This is a genomic window from Actinomadura madurae, assembly GCF_900115095.1.
Taxonomy (GTDB): domain Bacteria; phylum Actinomycetota; class Actinomycetes; order Streptosporangiales; family Streptosporangiaceae; genus Spirillospora; species Spirillospora madurae.
In genome coordinates this window covers 441,080-455,324 of the sequence record NZ_FOVH01000002.1, presented here as the reverse complement: position 1 = coordinate 455,324, position 14,245 = coordinate 441,080, and the positions used below count along the sequence as shown (strand labels likewise).

The window sequence follows — 14,245 nt, the reverse complement described above, 5'->3', positions numbered from 1 at the left end:
GCCGATCAGAGAAGTGGATCACAGATGGTAGCGGCGTATGCGCCGATCCTGCTCATAGCGGGCACGAGCCTTCCGGGTGGAGTCCAGCGCCGACACCTCCGCGACCGGGACGTCCCACCATGCCGCGCTGCCGGGGGCGGCCGCCAAGGGGTCCGTCTCGACGTGGACGAGCGTGGTCCGGGCGGACTTGCGGGCGGCGGCGAGCGCGTCCCGCAGATCGCCGACGGCGGCCGCGCGGATCACGTCCGCGCCGAGGCTGGCGGCGTTGGCGGCGAGGTCGACGGGAAGCGTGGCGCCGTCCAGGCCGGTCGGGGTGCGGGCGCGGTGGCCGGTGCCGAACCGCTGCGCGCCGACCGACTCCGACAGGCCGCCGATCGAGGCGAACCCGTGGTTCTGGACGAGGACGACGACGAGCTTGACGCCCTCGGCGACGGCCGTCGTCAGTTCCTGGGCCATCATCAGGTACGAGCCGTCCCCGACGAGGACGAACACCTCTCGGTCGGGGGCGGCCATCTTCACGCCGAGGCCGCCCGCGATCTCGTAGCCCATGCAGGAGTACCCGTACTCGACGTGGTAGCCCTTCGGGTCGCGCGTCCGCCAGAGCTTGTGCAGGTCCCCTGGCATCGAACCGGCCGCGCAGACCACGACGTCCTGCGGCTCACTGGCATCGTTGACCGCGCCGATGACCTCCGCCTGAGTGAGCAGCTCACGGTTCTGCGGTGCAAACGCGCGGTCGACCGTGGCGTTCCATTCGGCCGTCAGCGTTCTGGCCTCGTCACGGTAGGCCTCGGAGACGCGGTAGCCCGCGAGGGCGGCATCGAGGCCGCGGACGGCTTCCCTGGCGTCGGCAACCACGGCCGTGCCTGCGAGCTTCACCGCGTCGGACCGGGCCACGTTGACGTTGACGAAGCGGACGTCCGGGTTGGCGAACAGACTGTGGGACGCGGTGGTGAAGTCGCTGTAGCGGGTGCCGATCCCGAGCACCACGTCCGCGCGGCGCGCGAGGGCGTTGGCGGCGGTGGTGCCCGTCGCGCCGATGGCGCCGACCGAGCATTCGTGATCCCAGGGCAGCGTGCCCTTGCCCGCCTGCGTCTCCGCCACGGGGATGCCGGTGCGTTCGGCGAACGCGCGGAGGTCGCCGGTCGCGCCCGAGTAGATGGCGCCGCCGCCCGCCACGATGAGCGGGCGTTCCGCGGCGTTCAGGAGGGCGGACGCCTCGTCGAGCGCGGCGGGCTCCGGCACCGGACGGCCTATGCGCCACACCCGGCGGTCGAACAGTTCGTCCGGCCAGTCGTACGCCTCGGCCTGGACGTCCTGCGGGAGCGCCAGGGTGACCGCGCCCGTCTCCGCCGGATCGGTGAGCACCCGCATCGCCGCCAGCAGCGCGCTGGGAAGCTGCTCCGGACGGTTGACGCGGTCCCAGTACTTCGACACCGGCTTGAAGCAGTCGTTGACGGAGACGTCGTAGGAGCGAGCGTCTTCGAGCTCCTGCAGAACCGGGTTGGCGGTACGGGACGCGAAGATGTCGCCGGGCAGCAGCAGAACGGGCAACCGGTTGACGGTCGCGAGCGCCGCCCCGGTCACCATGTTCGTCGCGCCAGGCCCGATGGACGTCGTGCAGGCGAACGTGGACAGCCGGTCGTTCATCCGGGCGTAGCCGGACGCCGTATGCACCATCGCCTGCTCGTTGCGCGCCATGTAGTAGGGGAGGTCGTCGGCGCCCTCCAAGAGGCTCTGTTCCAGGAGGGCCTGCCCGAGACCGGCGACGTTGCCATGACCGAAGATGCCGAAACAGCCTGCGAAGAAGCGCCGCCGCTCCCCGTCCCGCTCGCTGTACTGCGCCGCCAGGAAGCGGATGACCGCCTGTCCCACGGTGAGCCTCATGACCGTCCCTCCGCCGATGTCAGCGGGAGCCGGGGATCGACCGGCTGGTCCGCCCAGGTGTCCCGGACCCACGCGTGCGCCGGGTCGTCGCAGATCCGCCAAGCCCGCTCCGGCGAGGGCCCGGCCATCACGTTCAGGTAGTACAGGTCGTGCCCCGGCGGGGCCATCGACGGGCCGTGCCAGCCGTGCGGGATCAGGACGGCGTCACCGCCGCGAACCTCCGCCAGCACGTCGATCGGGCGTCCCGGAGAACCGTAGACCCGCTGGTAGGCCATGCCGTCCCGGGCGACCTCGAAGTAGTAGATCTCCTCCAGCACGGCCTCGTCCGGCGTCTCCTCGTCGTGCTTGTGCGGGGGGAACGACGACCAGCAGCCGCCCGGCGTCAGCACCTCGCACGCGATCAGCTTCTCGGCGAACGGGAACCCCTCCGGCGTCCCGAAGTTGTTGACCTGGCGGCTCGCCGCGCCCGCGCCCCGCAGTTCCACCGGAACGTCCTCGGCGGGCCCGTAGCGGGGTCCGCGCCGGCTCTCGCAGCGGGCGCCCGCCAGCGCGAACCGCCCGCGGCCCTGGAGCGTCACCCGCGCGTCGCGCGGCACGTACGCGAAGTCGGTGACCCGGCTGAAGACGTCGTCCCGCCCCCGCAGCTCGAACCGCTCACCCTCGCAGTCGACCGCGCACGACCCGGCCAGCGGCAGGACGATCGTCTCGAAGGCGCCCGTGGCGAACTCGTGCGCACCGCCGTCCGGCAGGTCGAGGACGCGCAGCGACGAGTACGTCCATCCGGCCGACTCCGGCGTGACGACCAGGCCGTACGGCTCCCCGGCGGCCGTTCCGGCGGGCAGGTGGTACTTCATCGGCCCTCCTCCAGAAGCCGGTCGACCTCGTCCTCGCCGGGCATCGCGTCGGAGCAGGCGATGCGGGACGCGACGATCGCCCCGGCGGCGCCCGCGAAGTCGACGAGCCGCCGCAGCCCCCATCCGGCGAGCAGGCCGTGGCAGAGCGCGCCGCCGAACGCGTCGCCGGCACCGAGCCCGTTGACGACGTCGACCTTGACCGGCGGCACCTCGACCACCTCGTCCGCCGTCGCGGCGAGGACCCCCTCCGGCCCCCTCTTCACGATGGCGAGCTCCGGGCCGCGGGCGAGGATCGCGCGGGCGGCGGCACGCGGCTCCCGCTCCCCCACGGCGACCTCGCACTCGTCCAGGTTGCCCACCGCCACGGAGGCCCGTTCCAGCGCGAGACCGGCCCAGTGCGGCGCCTCGCTCGGATCGTGCCAGAGCATCGGCCTGTAGTCCAGATCGATGACGGTCCGGCCAGGATGCTCGGCCAGCGCGGTCAGGGTCGCCTCGCGGCTGGGCTCCTGGGAGAGACCCGTGACCGTCGCCCAGACGATGCGCGCCGCACGGATCGCGTCCAGATCCAGCTCGTCCGGACGGATCTCCAGATCGGGCGCCTTGGGATAGCGGTAGAAGTACAGCGGGAAGTCGTCCGGCGGGAAGATCTCGCAGAACGCCAGTGGCGTCGGAAGGCCCGGCACGGCCGTGACGAACCGGTCGTCCACGCCGTAGCCCTGGAGCGTCTTGTGGACGAACCGTCCGAACGGGTCGTCTCCGGTACGGGTGATGACCGCGGCGCGGCGCCCGTACCTGGCCGCGGCCACGGCGACGTTGGTCGGGCTGCCTCCGAGGTACTTCCCGAACGACTCGACGTCCTCCAGCGGAACGCCCACCTGGTCCGGGTAGACGTCGACGCTGACCCGTCCCATCGTGATGAGGTCGAACGTCATCGGGCCACCCCGGCGAGGAAGTCCAGGCTCCGGCGTACGTCGTCGAACGGGCCGCCGCCCTCCGCGGGCTCCTCGGCCAGGACGGTGTCCTGTTCCATCACCCACCAGCCTCCGTAACCGGCGCCCTCCAGAGTGCGGATGATGGCGGGAATGTCAATGTCGCCGTCCCCGAGCGGCCGGTACAGACCGTCCCGGACCGCGTTCGTGTACGTGACGCCGCCGTCGAGCACCCGCTGGGCGAGCGCCACGTCCACGTCCTTCAGGTGGACGTGCGCTATGCGCGCCGCCGCGAACCGCGCCAGCCACACCGGATCGGTGCCGCCGACCAGCAGATGTCCCGTGTCGAGGCACAGCGGGACGCTGCATCCGCCGAGCACGCGCTCCACCTCCGCACGCTGCTCCACGACCGTCCCGACGTGCGGATGAAGCGTGGCGAGCCGGCCGCGGGCGGCGGCCCGCGCGGTGATCGCGTCCAGGTTGGCCAGCAGGGTCGACCACGCCTTGGTGTCCAGGACGGGACGCTCGTCGTACCCGTCCAGCCCGGTGGCGGCGGCCAGCACGAGCACGCCGTCGACGCCGGCCAGGGCCCGGTCTATCGCCGGCAGGGGGTCGTGCGAGGGATCGTGCAGGACGAGCGGCACGAACGCCCCGACGAGACCCAGCCCGTGGGACGCCAGCAGATCGTCCCGCTCCTGCGCGTCACCCGGAAGGAACCCCTCGGGGCCCAGCTCGGTCGCGGCGAGGCCGGCGTCGCGCATCTCGGCGAGCACCCGTGCGGGCTTCATCTGGTGGCCCCAGCCCGGCACCTCGCACACGCCCCACGAGATCGGCGCGCCCGCGACCTTCATCGCCGCACCTCCTCGGTGCCGACGATCCGCCCTTGGCGCATGGACAGCTCGCACGCCTCGGCCAGGTAGAACGCCTCCAGCGCGTCCTCCGGCGGGCACGGGTTGGCGCGGCGGCCGGCCACGACGTCCACGAAGGCCCGCAGCTCGGCGTCGTAGGCGTCGGAGAACCGGTCCATGAACCCGCTGTAGGCGGGCTCCGGTTCCTCTCCCCGCTCGGGCAGGGCGGTCACGGGCGTGCGGCCGTCCAACCCGGTGACGATGCTGTCCTTGGACCCGAACAGTTCGAGCCGGGCGTCGTACCCGGCGGCGTTGTAGCGGGTGGCCGAGACCTGGCCGAGCGTCCCGTCGTCCAGGACGAGCAGGGCGGAACCGGTGTCGACGTCGCCGTACTCGCGGAAGAAGTCGTCCCCGCGGTTGGCGCCCGCCGCCATCACGCGGACGACCTCGCGTCCCGTCACGAACCGGATGAGGTCCAGGTCGTGGATGACGCAGTCCCGGAACAGCCCGCCGGACGACGGGACGTACCCCGGAGGCGGCGGCGCCGGGTCGAAGCTGCAGGACCGGACGGTGTGCAGCCAGCCGAGCCGCCCGGACGCGAGCGCCTCGCGCGCCGCCGCGTTCCCGACGTCGAACCGGCGCTGGAAGCCGACCTGCACCGGCACGCCCGCGGCGGCCGCGGCTCGCACGATTTGGAACGTTCCATCAAGATCCGACGCGAGCGGCTTCTCGCAGAACACGGGATTTCCGGCGGCCAGGGCCCGCTCCACCAGGCCGGCGTGCGCGTCCGTGGCGGCTGCGACGACCAGCCCGTCCAGGCCGGCGGAGAAGAGCGCCTCGACGCCGTCCAGGGCGGTGGCGCCGCGTCCCGGCGGCAGCCGGCCGGCGAGGTCGCGCGCGCGGCCGGGGTCCGCGTCGGCGATGACCAGCGCGTCCACGTCGGGCAGTTCACACAGGGCGGCGGCGTGGCGCGCACCGATGCGCCCCGCGCCGGCCAGTCCGATCCTCATCGATCCCCTCCCGGTCGGCGGTCAGGTGACTCACGAGTGTGATGGAGCGTTCCAGTACCGTCAACGACAGGCTGTCCGCCTACCGGTAATGGAGGTGTCCGAAATCGCGGCGGTTACTCTGGGCCGCGGCCGCCACCGGAGTCTTACCAAGCGCTAGTTTGTCACCATGCGGATCTTCGTCACCGGCGCCTCGGGGTTCGTCGGGTCCTTCACCGTCCGCGCGCTCCTCGCCGCCGGGCACCGCCCGCGGGCGCTCGTGCGCGACCCGGGCAAGGCGGCGAAGGTCCTGCGCGCGATCGGCGTCGACCCCGAGGACGTGGAGCTCGTCCGCGGCGACATGCTGGACGCGGACGCGGTGTCCGAGGCGCTCGCCGGCTGCGACGCCGCGATCCACGCCGCCGCCGCGATCGGGGTGACCGGCGCCGCGGGCGACCTGGTCGATGTCAACGTGCGGGGCACGCGCAACGTGGTCGGCGGCGCGGTCGAGCAGGGCCTCGCCCCGGTGGTCCACGTGTCGACGGTCGGCGTGTTCGTCCCGCCCGCCGGCCGCGTCATCACCGCCGGGGACGCCCTCGCGAGCCCCCGCACCGACTACGGCAGGTCCAAGCTGGCCGCCGAGCGCTACGTGCGGAGCCTCCAGGCCGACGGCGCGCCGGTCACGATCGTCTACCCGGGCGGGGTGTGCGGCCCGGACCAGCCGTCGCTGGACGCCCTGCTGGAGGGGCTCACCGCCGCGCTCGGCAAGGTGTGGCCGCTCCCGGGCGGCGGCGTCTCGGTGATCGACGTCCGCGACCTGGGCGAGGCGCTGGCCCGGTCGGTCGAGGCGCGGCAGGGGCCGAGCCGCTGGGTGCTCGGCGGCCACTACCTGACCTGGCCGGAGTGCGCCGACCTCTGCGACCGCCTGACCGGCGTGAAGTGCCGCCGCGTCCGCGTCCCCAGCCGCCTCATGCTCGGGCTGGGCTCCCTGCTGGACGCGGCCAAGCGCGTCCACCCCTTCGACTACCCGCTCACCCGCGACGCCGCCGAGTTCATGGTCACGCTCGTGCCGACCGACGACCGCCCCATCCTGGAGGCGCTGGACCTCACCCTGCGCCCGGTGGAGGAGACGCTCGCCGACAGCCTGCGCTGGCTGGCCGAGACCGGCCATCTCAGCCCGCGGCGGGCCGGGCGGCTCGCCCCCGAGAGGACCGCCGCCGGGGAGGCGCCGACCCTCGTGCAGCGCACGCTCGGCCCGGTGTTCCACCGGGTCTCGGGCTCGGAGTGGTTCTCCAAGGTGGGGCCGAAGGTCGTCCCGCCCGTCGACCGGACGCTGCACGGCCTCAGCGGAGGCCGGCTCATGCTCGGGCAGCTCCTCGTCCCGAGCCTCGTCCTGACGACCACCGGAGCCGTCAGCGGCCTCCCCCGGAAGACCCCGCTCGCCTGCCTGCCGGCGCCCGACGGCGGCTGGTACGTGGTCGGCTCGAATTTCGGACGCGAGAAGCACCCCGCCTGGACGGGCAACCTCCTCAAGAACCCCGACGCCGTGGTCGGCTTCCAGGGACGGTCCGTCCCCGTCACCGCCCATCTCCTGGACGACGCGGAACGCAAGGAGATCTGGCCCCGCCTCACCGCCGTCTGGCCCGTCTACGACCGGTACGTGGAGCGGACGGACCGCCAGCTGCGGGTCTTCCGCCTCACGCCCCGCTAGTCCCGCGCAGGGTTCTCGACAGGCGGCGGCCGAGGAGCAGGTACGCGACGACCACGCCGGCGACGTTGAGGATGACGTCGTCGATGTCGAAGGCCCGCCCCACCACGACGGTTCCCTGGACCGTCTCGATGGCCAGGGAGAGCAGGCCGGTCAGCAGGGCCAGCCTCACCGGACCGCGCAGGGACGTCCAGACGAGGGGCAGCAGGACGCCCAGCGGGGCGAGCAGCGCCAGGTTGCCGCCGACCTGGAGGAGCGCCTCCTTCGTGGGACGGTCCATGTAGAAGCGGAGCGAGCGGCCGGGGTCGGTGTTGCCGCCCGCCTGCCCGTTGTCGTGGACGGGCGTCAGGGTGAGCCTGAAGGCGAAGTAGAAGAAGACCCCCAGAAAGCCCAGCGCGACGACCACGACCACGGCGCGCAGAAGGATGATGTACCAAGGAACCCGTTCGCCCGATGCCGCGGGCTGCCACATTGCCACCAACACCCGGCGCGGTGTCCCCCGCCCTGCCCGCCCCACGCGGGAGGACGCGATTCGGAACGACCGAATCCCCGGTTGACGGCGAAACGCCCGCACCGGAATGAATCCGGTGCGGGCGTTCGCGCGGGTCAGGCGGCGACCACGGTGGTGGCCGGCTCCAGCGCCAGGTCCAGCACCTCGCGGACGTCGCTGACGGTGAACACCGTCATGTTCTCCAGCACCTCGGCCGGCACGTCCTCCAGGTCCGGCTCGTTCCGCTTCGGCACGATCGCGGTGGTGATGCCGAGCCGGGAGGCCGCCAGCAGCTTCTGCTTCAGGCCGCCGATCGGCAGCACCCGCCCGGTCAGCGACACCTCGCCGGTCATCGCCACGTCCGCGCGGACCGGCCGCCCCGACAGCAGCGACGCCAGGGCCGTCGTCATCGTGATGCCGGCGCTCGGGCCGTCCTTCGGGATCGCGCCCGCGGGCACGTGGACGTGCACGCCGCGGTCCTTCAGGTCGCCGACCGGCAGCTCCAGCTCCGCGCCGCGCGAGCGCAGGTAGCTCAGCGCGATCCGGGCGGACTCCTTCATGACGTCGCCGAGCTGCCCGGTGAGCGTCACGCCGGTGTCGCCGGTCTCCCGGTCGGCCAGCGACGCCTCGATGTAGAGCACGTCGCCGCCCGCGCCGGTCACCGCCAGGCCCGTCGCCACGCCCGGCACGCCGGTGCGGCGCTCGTTCCTGCTCAGCTCCACCTCGGGGGTGAACCTCGGCCGGCCCAGGTAGGCCTTCAGGTCGTCCGCGCCGATCCGGGTCGGCAGCGTCGCCTTCTCCAGCGCGACGTTCGCGGCGACCTTCCGCAGCACCCGCGCGATCGAGCGGTCCAGGGAGCGGACTCCGGCCTCGCGGGTGTACTCGGCGGCGAGCAGCCGCAGCGCGTCGTCGCCGAACTCCACCTCGGACGCCTCCAGCCCCGCCTTGTCGAGCTGGCGCGGCAGCAGGTGGTCGCGGGCGATCGTGACCTTCTCGTGCTCGGTGTAGCCGTCCAGCTCCACCAGCTCCATCCGGTCGAGCAGCGGCCCGGGGATGGCCTCGACCACGTTCGCGGTGGCGAGGAACAGCACGTCGCTCAGGTCGAGCTCCACCTCCAGGTAGTGGTCCCGGAAGGTGTGGTTCTGCTCGGGGTCGAGGACCTCCAGCAGCGCCGCCGTCGGGTCGCCCCGGTAGTCGGCGCCGACCTTGTCGACCTCGTCCAGCAGGACGACCGGGTTCATCGAGCCGGCCTCGCGGATCGCCCGGACGATCCGTCCGGGAAGGGCGCCCACGTACGTACGGCGGTGGCCGCGGATCTCGGCCTCGTCCCGGACGCCCCCCAAGGCGACACGCACGAACTTGCGCCCCATGGCCCGCGCCACCGACTCGCCGAGCGAGGTCTTGCCGACACCGGGAGGACCGGTCAGCGCCAGGACGGCACCGCTCCTGCGTCCGCCCACGACTCCAAGGCCGCGTTCCTCACGCCGCTTGCGCACGGCGAGGTACTCGACGATGCGCTCCTTGACGTCGTCGAGGCCGGCGTGGTCGGCGTCCAGGATCTCCCGGGCGCCCGCGATGTCGTAGGCGTCCTCGGTCCGCTCGTTCCACGGGATGTCGAGGACGGTGTCCAGCCAGGTGCGGATCCAGCCGCCCTCCGGCGAGGCGTCGGACGACCGCTCCAGCTTGTCGACCTCCTTCAGCGCCGCCTCGCGCACCTTCTCCGGGAGGTTCGCGGCCTCGATCCGGGCCCGGTAGTCGTCCTCCTCGTCGGCGGGGTCGCCGTTCAGCTCGGCCAGCTCCTTGCGGATGGCCTCCTGCTGCTGCCGGAGCAGGAACTCCCGCTGCGTCTTCTCCATGCCCTCCTGGACGTCCTTGCGGATCGTCTCCGCCACGTCCAGCTCGGCGAGGTGGTCGCGGGTCCACCCGATGACCAGGGTGAGCCGCTCCACCAGATCGACGGTCTCCAGGACCTCGATCTTCTGCTCGTCGCTCAGGTACGGCGCGTACCCGGCGTTGTCGGCCAGCGTCGACGGGTCGTCGATCTGCTGGACCACGTCCACGACCTGCCAGGCGCCCCGCTTCTGCAGGATCGCGCTGACCAGGCCCTTGTACTCCTTCGCCAGCTCCTGGGCGCGCCCGGACGCCGGCTGCGTCTCGATCAGGGTCCCCTCGACCCACAGCGCCGCGCCCGGCCCGGTCGTCCCGGTGCCGATCCGCACCCGCTGCACGCCGCGGACGACCGCGCCCGGCTCACCGCCGGGCAGCCGCCCCTCCTGCTCGATCACGCCGAGCGTGCCGACGGCCGCGTACTGGCCGTTCAGCCGGGGCACCAGCAGCACCCGCGGCTTGGCCGCCGACCGGATGCCCGGCCCCTTGGACTGCGCCACCGCCCGCGCGGCCTCGATGGCGGCCCGGACCTCACCGCTCTCGGACAGGTCCAGCGGCACCACCATGCCGGGCAGAACGACCCCGTCCTCCAGGGGCAGCACCGGCAGCGTCAGGGTCTCGCTCATGCTCAGCTCCAAGTCCGTAGGTCGACCCAACCTCAAGTTGAGTCATACACACTCAAGAAAACGGAGCAACATTTTGTTTCCGCAGCAACGTTCGCTCTCAGCGATCACTCCTCCGCCCCACCGGGGTCGGGGACGTCGAGGGTGATGACGGTCTTGCCTCGGGCGTGACCTGTTTCTATGTGGTGGAGTGCGGACGCGGTTTCGGAGAGTGGGTAGGTCTTGCCGACCACCGGGGACAGCTCGCCGGATTCGAGGAGGTCGGCCAGGTAGGCGAGGTCTCGGCTCTTGGGCGTGGAGACATAGCGGCGCAGGTTCTGGCGGATGAACGGTGACAGGAGGAGCGGCCGGACGAGCCGGACCATTCCGCCGAGCCCGCCTGCTCTGGTGCCGCTGTTGAGGATGAGCGTGCCGTCGGGGGTCAGGGCGCGCCTGCACTCGGCGGGCGAACGGTTCTCGATGTTGTCGAGGATGACGTCGTAACGGTGGTCCCCGGAGGCGAAGTCCTGCCGGGTGTAGTCGATCACGTGGTGGGCGCCGATCGACCGGACGGTGTCCACGTTCGCGGTGCCGCACACGCCGGTCACCTCGGCTCCGAAGGAGACGGCGAGCTGGACGGCGAAGGTGCCGAGGCCGCCCGAGGCGCCGTTGATCAGTACTCGCCGTCCCGGCTCCAGCCGCGCGGTGTCGCGGAGGGCGTGGAGGGCGGCGAGGGCGGAGGTCGGCACGGCCGCGGCCTCGTCGAAGGTGAGCCGGGCGGGCTTGGGAACGAGGTGGTCCGCCGCGGTGGCGACGTATTCGGCGCAGGCGCCCTTGCAGGTGCCGAAGACCTCGTCTCCCGGCCGGAAGCGCGTCACGGCGCGGCCGACCGCTTCGACGCGGCCGGCCACATCGAAGCCCGGGACACCGTGCTTCGGCTTGAGCAGGCCGGTCGTCAGCCGGATCGGAAGCGGCCTACCTCGGAGGGCGAAGCTGTCGCCCACGTGCAGGCCTGCAGCGTGGACCCGGACGAGGACCTCGCCGTCTAAGGGCGCCGCCTTGCCGATGTCTCTGAGTTCCAGGGTGTCGGGTGGGCCGTACTTGTCGTGGACGATGACTCGCATCGGGTCTCCTTGTGCTTCAGCTGTCCGAGGGGTCGCCGGGGTATTGGAAGACCTCGTCCAGCCGCACGCCGAACACCTGCGCTATCTGGAACGCGGTCTCCAGGGAGGGCGAGTAGCGGCCCTGCTCGATGGCGATGACCGTCTGCCTGGTCATGCCGATGCGTTCGGCCAGTTCCGCCTGCGTCATCTGGCCGTTCGCGAACCGCAGGGCGCGGATCGTGTTGGTGACCCGGGTGGGCTTCACCATGACTGGAAGCCCCGGCGGTAGGCGAAGATCTTGGCCACCGAGCCGAGCACCGCGGAGAGCGCGAACGCCAGGTAGATCACGTTGGCGATCCAGAAGTGGTCCGCCTCGGCGAGGGCCAGGACGAGCGCGGCGAGCGCGCCGATCACGAGGAACGACTGGCCGATGTGCTCGCCGACCCGGTTGATCTCCCGGTCGCGCTGGTCCTTCGCCCGGTCGGCGGCGGGGATCGCGACGGCGATGTTCAGCGCGATCGACACCGCGACCGCCGCGCCGACGCTCCAGAGCAGCGTCGCCGCGTACGGCTCGTCGGCGAGCGAGCCGAACCCGGTCCGCCCGAGGACGGCGATCAGATAGGCGGCGTACGCGCAGACCGAGACCGTCAGCATGATCCACGCGCGCTTCTCCTCCAGCGCCATCGCACCTCCTGGTAAAGCAAACCTGACATCTCGCAATGTAAAACAGGGCAGACATGATGTCTAGTTTTCTTGACTTGGCGGTGGCCGGGAATCCCCTTGCGCGGGGCGGGGCCCTGTGTGAGAGTCGGCGCGATGTTCCGGATGCGGTTCAGGAGGCTGCCCGTGTACACCGTCACCGCCACGACAACCGGCTGCTCGGCGGTGGAGCGCGCGGCGGCCTAGCCGGCACCACGCTCCACGACGCCGAGGCGAGTCCCACGCGGGGATCGTCCCGCCAGACCTGCCTGCGCGAGGCGTGCGCCGGTGTCGAACCACATGGAGCATCCGTGTCGTCTTCTGTACAGCCGGCGGCCTTCCCCGGCCGCTGGGTGATCTTCATTCTGGCGTTGACCTGCGGCGTCGCCGTGGGGAACATCTACTTTCCTCAGGCGGTCAGCCCGCTGGTGGCGGACGGCCTGGGCGTCTCGCCGGACTCGGCCGCGCTGGTGGTGACCGCCGCGCAGTTCGGGTACGCGGCCGGGAACTTCCTGCTCGTGCCGCTCGGGGACCGCTTCCCCCATCGCACGCTGATCGTCGTCATGCTCGGCGTGACCGGCGCGGGCCTGCTCGGGGCCGCCGGCGCGCCCGGGCTGCCGGGGCTCGTCGGGGCGAGCGCGCTCGTCGGGGTCACGACCGTGGTCGCGCAGGTGATCGCGCCGATGGCGGCCGGGCTGGTGCCGGACGACCGGCGCGGCGCGGTGATGGGGACCCTGCTGGCCGGGTCGATCGGCGGCATCCTGCTCGCCCGGACGTTCGGCGGCCTGGCCGGCGAGTGGCTCGGCTGGCGGGCGCCGTACCTGATCGCCGCCGTCGTCGCGCTGGCGATCGCCGCGGCCCTGGCGTTCGCCCTGCCGGCGACCGCCCCGCCGTCGCGGCAGCGGTACCCGGCGCTGCTGGCCGCGCCGCTCCGGCTGCTGCGCCGGGAGCCGGAACTGCGCCGCTCGTGCTTCTACCAGGCGACGATCTTCGGCGGCTTCCAGGCCGTGTGGACGGGCGTCGCGCTGTTCCTCACCGGCCCGGCGTACGGCCTCGGCGCGCAGGCGGTCGGCGTCCTCGCGCTGGTCAGCGCGGGCACCATGGTCGCGATGCCCGTCGCGGGACGGCTGGTCGACCGCGCGGGGTCCGACCCGGTGAACCTCGCCGCGATCCTCGGGACCATCGCCGCCGCCGCGGTGCTCGCGCTCGGCGCGCTGGGCGGCGCGGCCGGGCTCGTCGCGCTCGGCGCCGGGACGCTGCTGCTGGACGTGGCGATGCAGTCCGGCATGGTCGCCAACCAGGCCCGGATCCTCGCGCTGCGCCCGGACGCCCGCAGCCGCGTCAACACCGCCTACATGACCTGCGCGTTCCTGGGCGGCAGCACCGGCTCGTGGCTCGGCGCCACCGCCTACACCCGGTCCGGGTGGACGGGCCTCTGCGCGCTGGTCGCCGTCCTGGCCGGCCTGGCCCTGGCCCGCCACGTCCTCCACCGCCGCACCGCCGTGGCGGTGCGGGCCGGCGGGCAGGCCGGCCCGGCCCGCGACCGGCCGCTCAGGGCGCCGCGAAGGCCTTGAGGAACGTGTCGACGGCCCCCAGGGCGACGGCGCGGACCTCCTCGTCGGCGATGTCCCTGGTGCCCAGCTGGGTGCGCTTGTCGAGCGGCGCCCCCAGCAGGGCCGCGAACTGCTCGGCGGCGGCGACCGGGTCGGTGACGCGCAGGCGGCCGGCGAGGGCCAGCCGCGCCAGGCGGTCGGCCAGGGCCTCGATCACCCGGTCGTTCACCTGCCCGTAGACGACGCCGATCAGGTCGGGGAAGCGGCCGAACTCGGCGAGCAGCAGGCGGCGCAGCGTCCAGGAGCGCTCGTCGCAGTAGCAGTGGGCGAGGCTGAGGCCGACGTCCTCCAGGAGCTCGCGCAGGTCGCCGCCGGTGTCGGTCAGGCGCTCGACGGCGGCCAGGTTCTGCGCGAGCGCCTGCTCGGCCAGGAGCGCGACCGTCTGGCGGAGCACGGTCTCCTTGTCGCCGAAGTGGTTGTACACGGTGGCCTTGGCGACGCCCGCCTCGGCGGCGATCGCGTCCACCCCGGCCTGGACGTACCCCTCCCGGGCGAAGACGGCGAACGCCGCGTCGAGGATGGCCTGCCTCTTGTCGATGCGCCCCCGCGACCCGGTGAGATCCGCTGCTCCCGCTGCGCTCATGCTCACGAGTCTAGCCCGGATTGGACTCATGAGTCTGGTCCAGTGGACCGACAAAGACA

General features: G+C 72.6%; 13 protein-coding genes. 2 read left to right on the top strand and 11 right to left on the bottom strand.

Features of this window, described 5'->3' with window-relative positions; translation table 11 throughout:
• Positions 1–18 precede the first annotated feature (18 nt).
• Genes iolD through BM339_RS07875 form a run of 5 tightly spaced genes read right to left on the bottom strand, consistent with a single transcriptional unit; the run spans position 19 to position 5,525 of the window.
• Positions 19–1,884, bottom strand: a complete 1,866-nt coding sequence (gene iolD, locus BM339_RS07895) for a 3D-(3,5/4)-trihydroxycyclohexane-1,2-dione acylhydrolase (decyclizing) (protein ID WP_021596320.1) — start codon at positions 1,882–1,884, stop codon at positions 19–21.
• On the bottom strand, positions 1,881–2,738 hold the full coding sequence (iolB, locus tag BM339_RS07890) for a 5-deoxy-glucuronate isomerase (RefSeq protein ID WP_021596321.1): 858 nt from the start codon (positions 2,736–2,738) through the stop codon (positions 1,881–1,883). The genes iolD and iolB overlap by 4 nt, the downstream gene beginning before the upstream one ends.
• Positions 2,735–3,670 carry a 5-dehydro-2-deoxygluconokinase gene (iolC, locus tag BM339_RS07885; protein WP_021596322.1) on the bottom strand — a complete coding sequence of 312 codons (936 nt, stop codon included), beginning with the start codon at positions 3,668–3,670 and terminating at the stop codon, positions 2,735–2,737. Before iolC ends, iolB begins: the two co-directional genes overlap by 4 nt.
• The gene (locus BM339_RS07880) at positions 3,667–4,518 is read right to left on the bottom strand and encodes a TIM barrel protein (RefSeq protein WP_075020373.1); all 852 of its coding nucleotides are present in this window, start codon (positions 4,516–4,518) and stop codon (positions 3,667–3,669) included. Before BM339_RS07880 ends, iolC begins: the two co-directional genes overlap by 4 nt.
• Positions 4,515–5,525: a Gfo/Idh/MocA family protein gene (locus BM339_RS07875; RefSeq protein ID WP_021596324.1), complete on the bottom strand. Its 1,011-nt coding sequence runs from the start codon at positions 5,523–5,525 to the stop codon at positions 4,515–4,517. Before BM339_RS07875 ends, BM339_RS07880 begins: the two co-directional genes overlap by 4 nt.
• A gap of 166 nt (positions 5,526–5,691) precedes the next feature.
• On the opposite strand from BM339_RS07875, the gene BM339_RS07870 reads away from it, so the two are divergent.
• Positions 5,692–7,212 (top strand): nitroreductase family deazaflavin-dependent oxidoreductase, encoded by a 1,521-nt coding sequence (locus BM339_RS07870; RefSeq protein ID WP_075020372.1) that lies wholly within the window; start codon positions 5,692–5,694, stop codon positions 7,210–7,212.
• Here the strand turns inward: BM339_RS07870 and BM339_RS07865 are convergent.
• The 5 genes from BM339_RS07865 to BM339_RS07845 form a co-directional block, all read right to left on the bottom strand.
• On the bottom strand, positions 7,199–7,621 hold the full coding sequence (locus tag BM339_RS07865; RefSeq protein WP_235206509.1) for a VanZ family protein: 423 nt from the start codon (positions 7,619–7,621) through the stop codon (positions 7,199–7,201). The two genes, BM339_RS07870 and BM339_RS07865, sit on opposite strands and share 14 nt — an antisense overlap.
• A gap of 194 nt (positions 7,622–7,815) precedes the next feature.
• A complete protein-coding gene (gene lon / locus BM339_RS07860; RefSeq protein WP_075020371.1) occupies positions 7,816–10,212 on the bottom strand; it encodes an endopeptidase La in 2,397 nt (798 codons plus the stop codon).
• Positions 10,213–10,316: 104 nt separating this feature from the next.
• Complete coding sequence (locus BM339_RS07855) at positions 10,317–11,312, bottom strand: NAD(P)-dependent alcohol dehydrogenase (protein WP_075020370.1); 996 nt, start codon at positions 11,310–11,312, stop codon at positions 10,317–10,319.
• Between the two features lie 16 nt (positions 11,313–11,328).
• A complete protein-coding gene (locus BM339_RS07850; protein WP_021596329.1) occupies positions 11,329–11,559 on the bottom strand; it encodes a helix-turn-helix transcriptional regulator in 231 nt (76 codons plus the stop codon).
• Entirely contained in the window at positions 11,553–11,975 is a 423-nt protein-coding gene (locus tag BM339_RS07845) for a hypothetical protein (RefSeq protein WP_075020369.1), read from the bottom strand. The genes BM339_RS07850 and BM339_RS07845 overlap by 7 nt, the downstream gene beginning before the upstream one ends.
• Positions 11,976–12,301: 326 nt before the next feature.
• Between BM339_RS07845 and BM339_RS07840 the strand changes: the two genes are divergently transcribed.
• Positions 12,302–13,564 carry an MFS transporter gene (locus tag BM339_RS07840; protein ID WP_075020368.1) on the top strand — a complete coding sequence of 421 codons (1,263 nt, stop codon included), beginning with the start codon at positions 12,302–12,304 and terminating at the stop codon, positions 13,562–13,564.
• Here BM339_RS07840 and BM339_RS07835 read toward each other — a convergent pair.
• On the bottom strand, positions 13,542–14,186 hold the full coding sequence (locus BM339_RS07835; protein ID WP_024936049.1) for a TetR/AcrR family transcriptional regulator: 645 nt from the start codon (positions 14,184–14,186) through the stop codon (positions 13,542–13,544). The genes BM339_RS07840 and BM339_RS07835 overlap by 23 nt on opposite strands.
• Positions 14,187–14,245 lie beyond the last annotated feature (59 nt).

Excerpts from the sequence above, each read along its gene's own strand:
- BM339_RS07845 (WP_075020369.1), bottom strand. The coding sequence starts at position 11,975 with ATGGCGCTGGAGGAGAAGCGCGCGTGGATCATGCTGACGGTCTCGGTC.
- BM339_RS07870 (WP_075020372.1), top strand. The coding sequence starts at position 5,692 with ATGCGGATCTTCGTCACCGGCGCCTCGGGGTTCGTCGGGTCCTTCACC.
- iolD (WP_021596320.1), bottom strand. The coding sequence starts at position 1,884 with ATGAGGCTCACCGTGGGACAGGCGGTCATCCGCTTCCTGGCGGCGCAG.
- lon (WP_075020371.1), bottom strand. The coding sequence starts at position 10,212 with ATGAGCGAGACCCTGACGCTGCCGGTGCTGCCCCTGGAGGACGGGGTC.
- iolB (WP_021596321.1), bottom strand. The coding sequence starts at position 2,738 with ATGAAGTACCACCTGCCCGCCGGAACGGCCGCCGGGGAGCCGTACGGC.
- BM339_RS07880 (WP_075020373.1), bottom strand. The coding sequence starts at position 4,518 with ATGAAGGTCGCGGGCGCGCCGATCTCGTGGGGCGTGTGCGAGGTGCCG.
- BM339_RS07875 (WP_021596324.1), bottom strand. The coding sequence starts at position 5,525 with ATGAGGATCGGACTGGCCGGCGCGGGGCGCATCGGTGCGCGCCACGCC.
- iolC (WP_021596322.1), bottom strand. The coding sequence starts at position 3,670 with ATGACGTTCGACCTCATCACGATGGGACGGGTCAGCGTCGACGTCTAC.
- BM339_RS07850 (WP_021596329.1), bottom strand. The coding sequence starts at position 11,559 with ATGGTGAAGCCCACCCGGGTCACCAACACGATCCGCGCCCTGCGGTTC.
- BM339_RS07835 (WP_024936049.1), bottom strand. The coding sequence starts at position 14,186 with ATGAGCGCAGCGGGAGCAGCGGATCTCACCGGGTCGCGGGGGCGCATC.
- BM339_RS07855 (WP_075020370.1), bottom strand. The coding sequence starts at position 11,312 with ATGCGAGTCATCGTCCACGACAAGTACGGCCCACCCGACACCCTGGAA.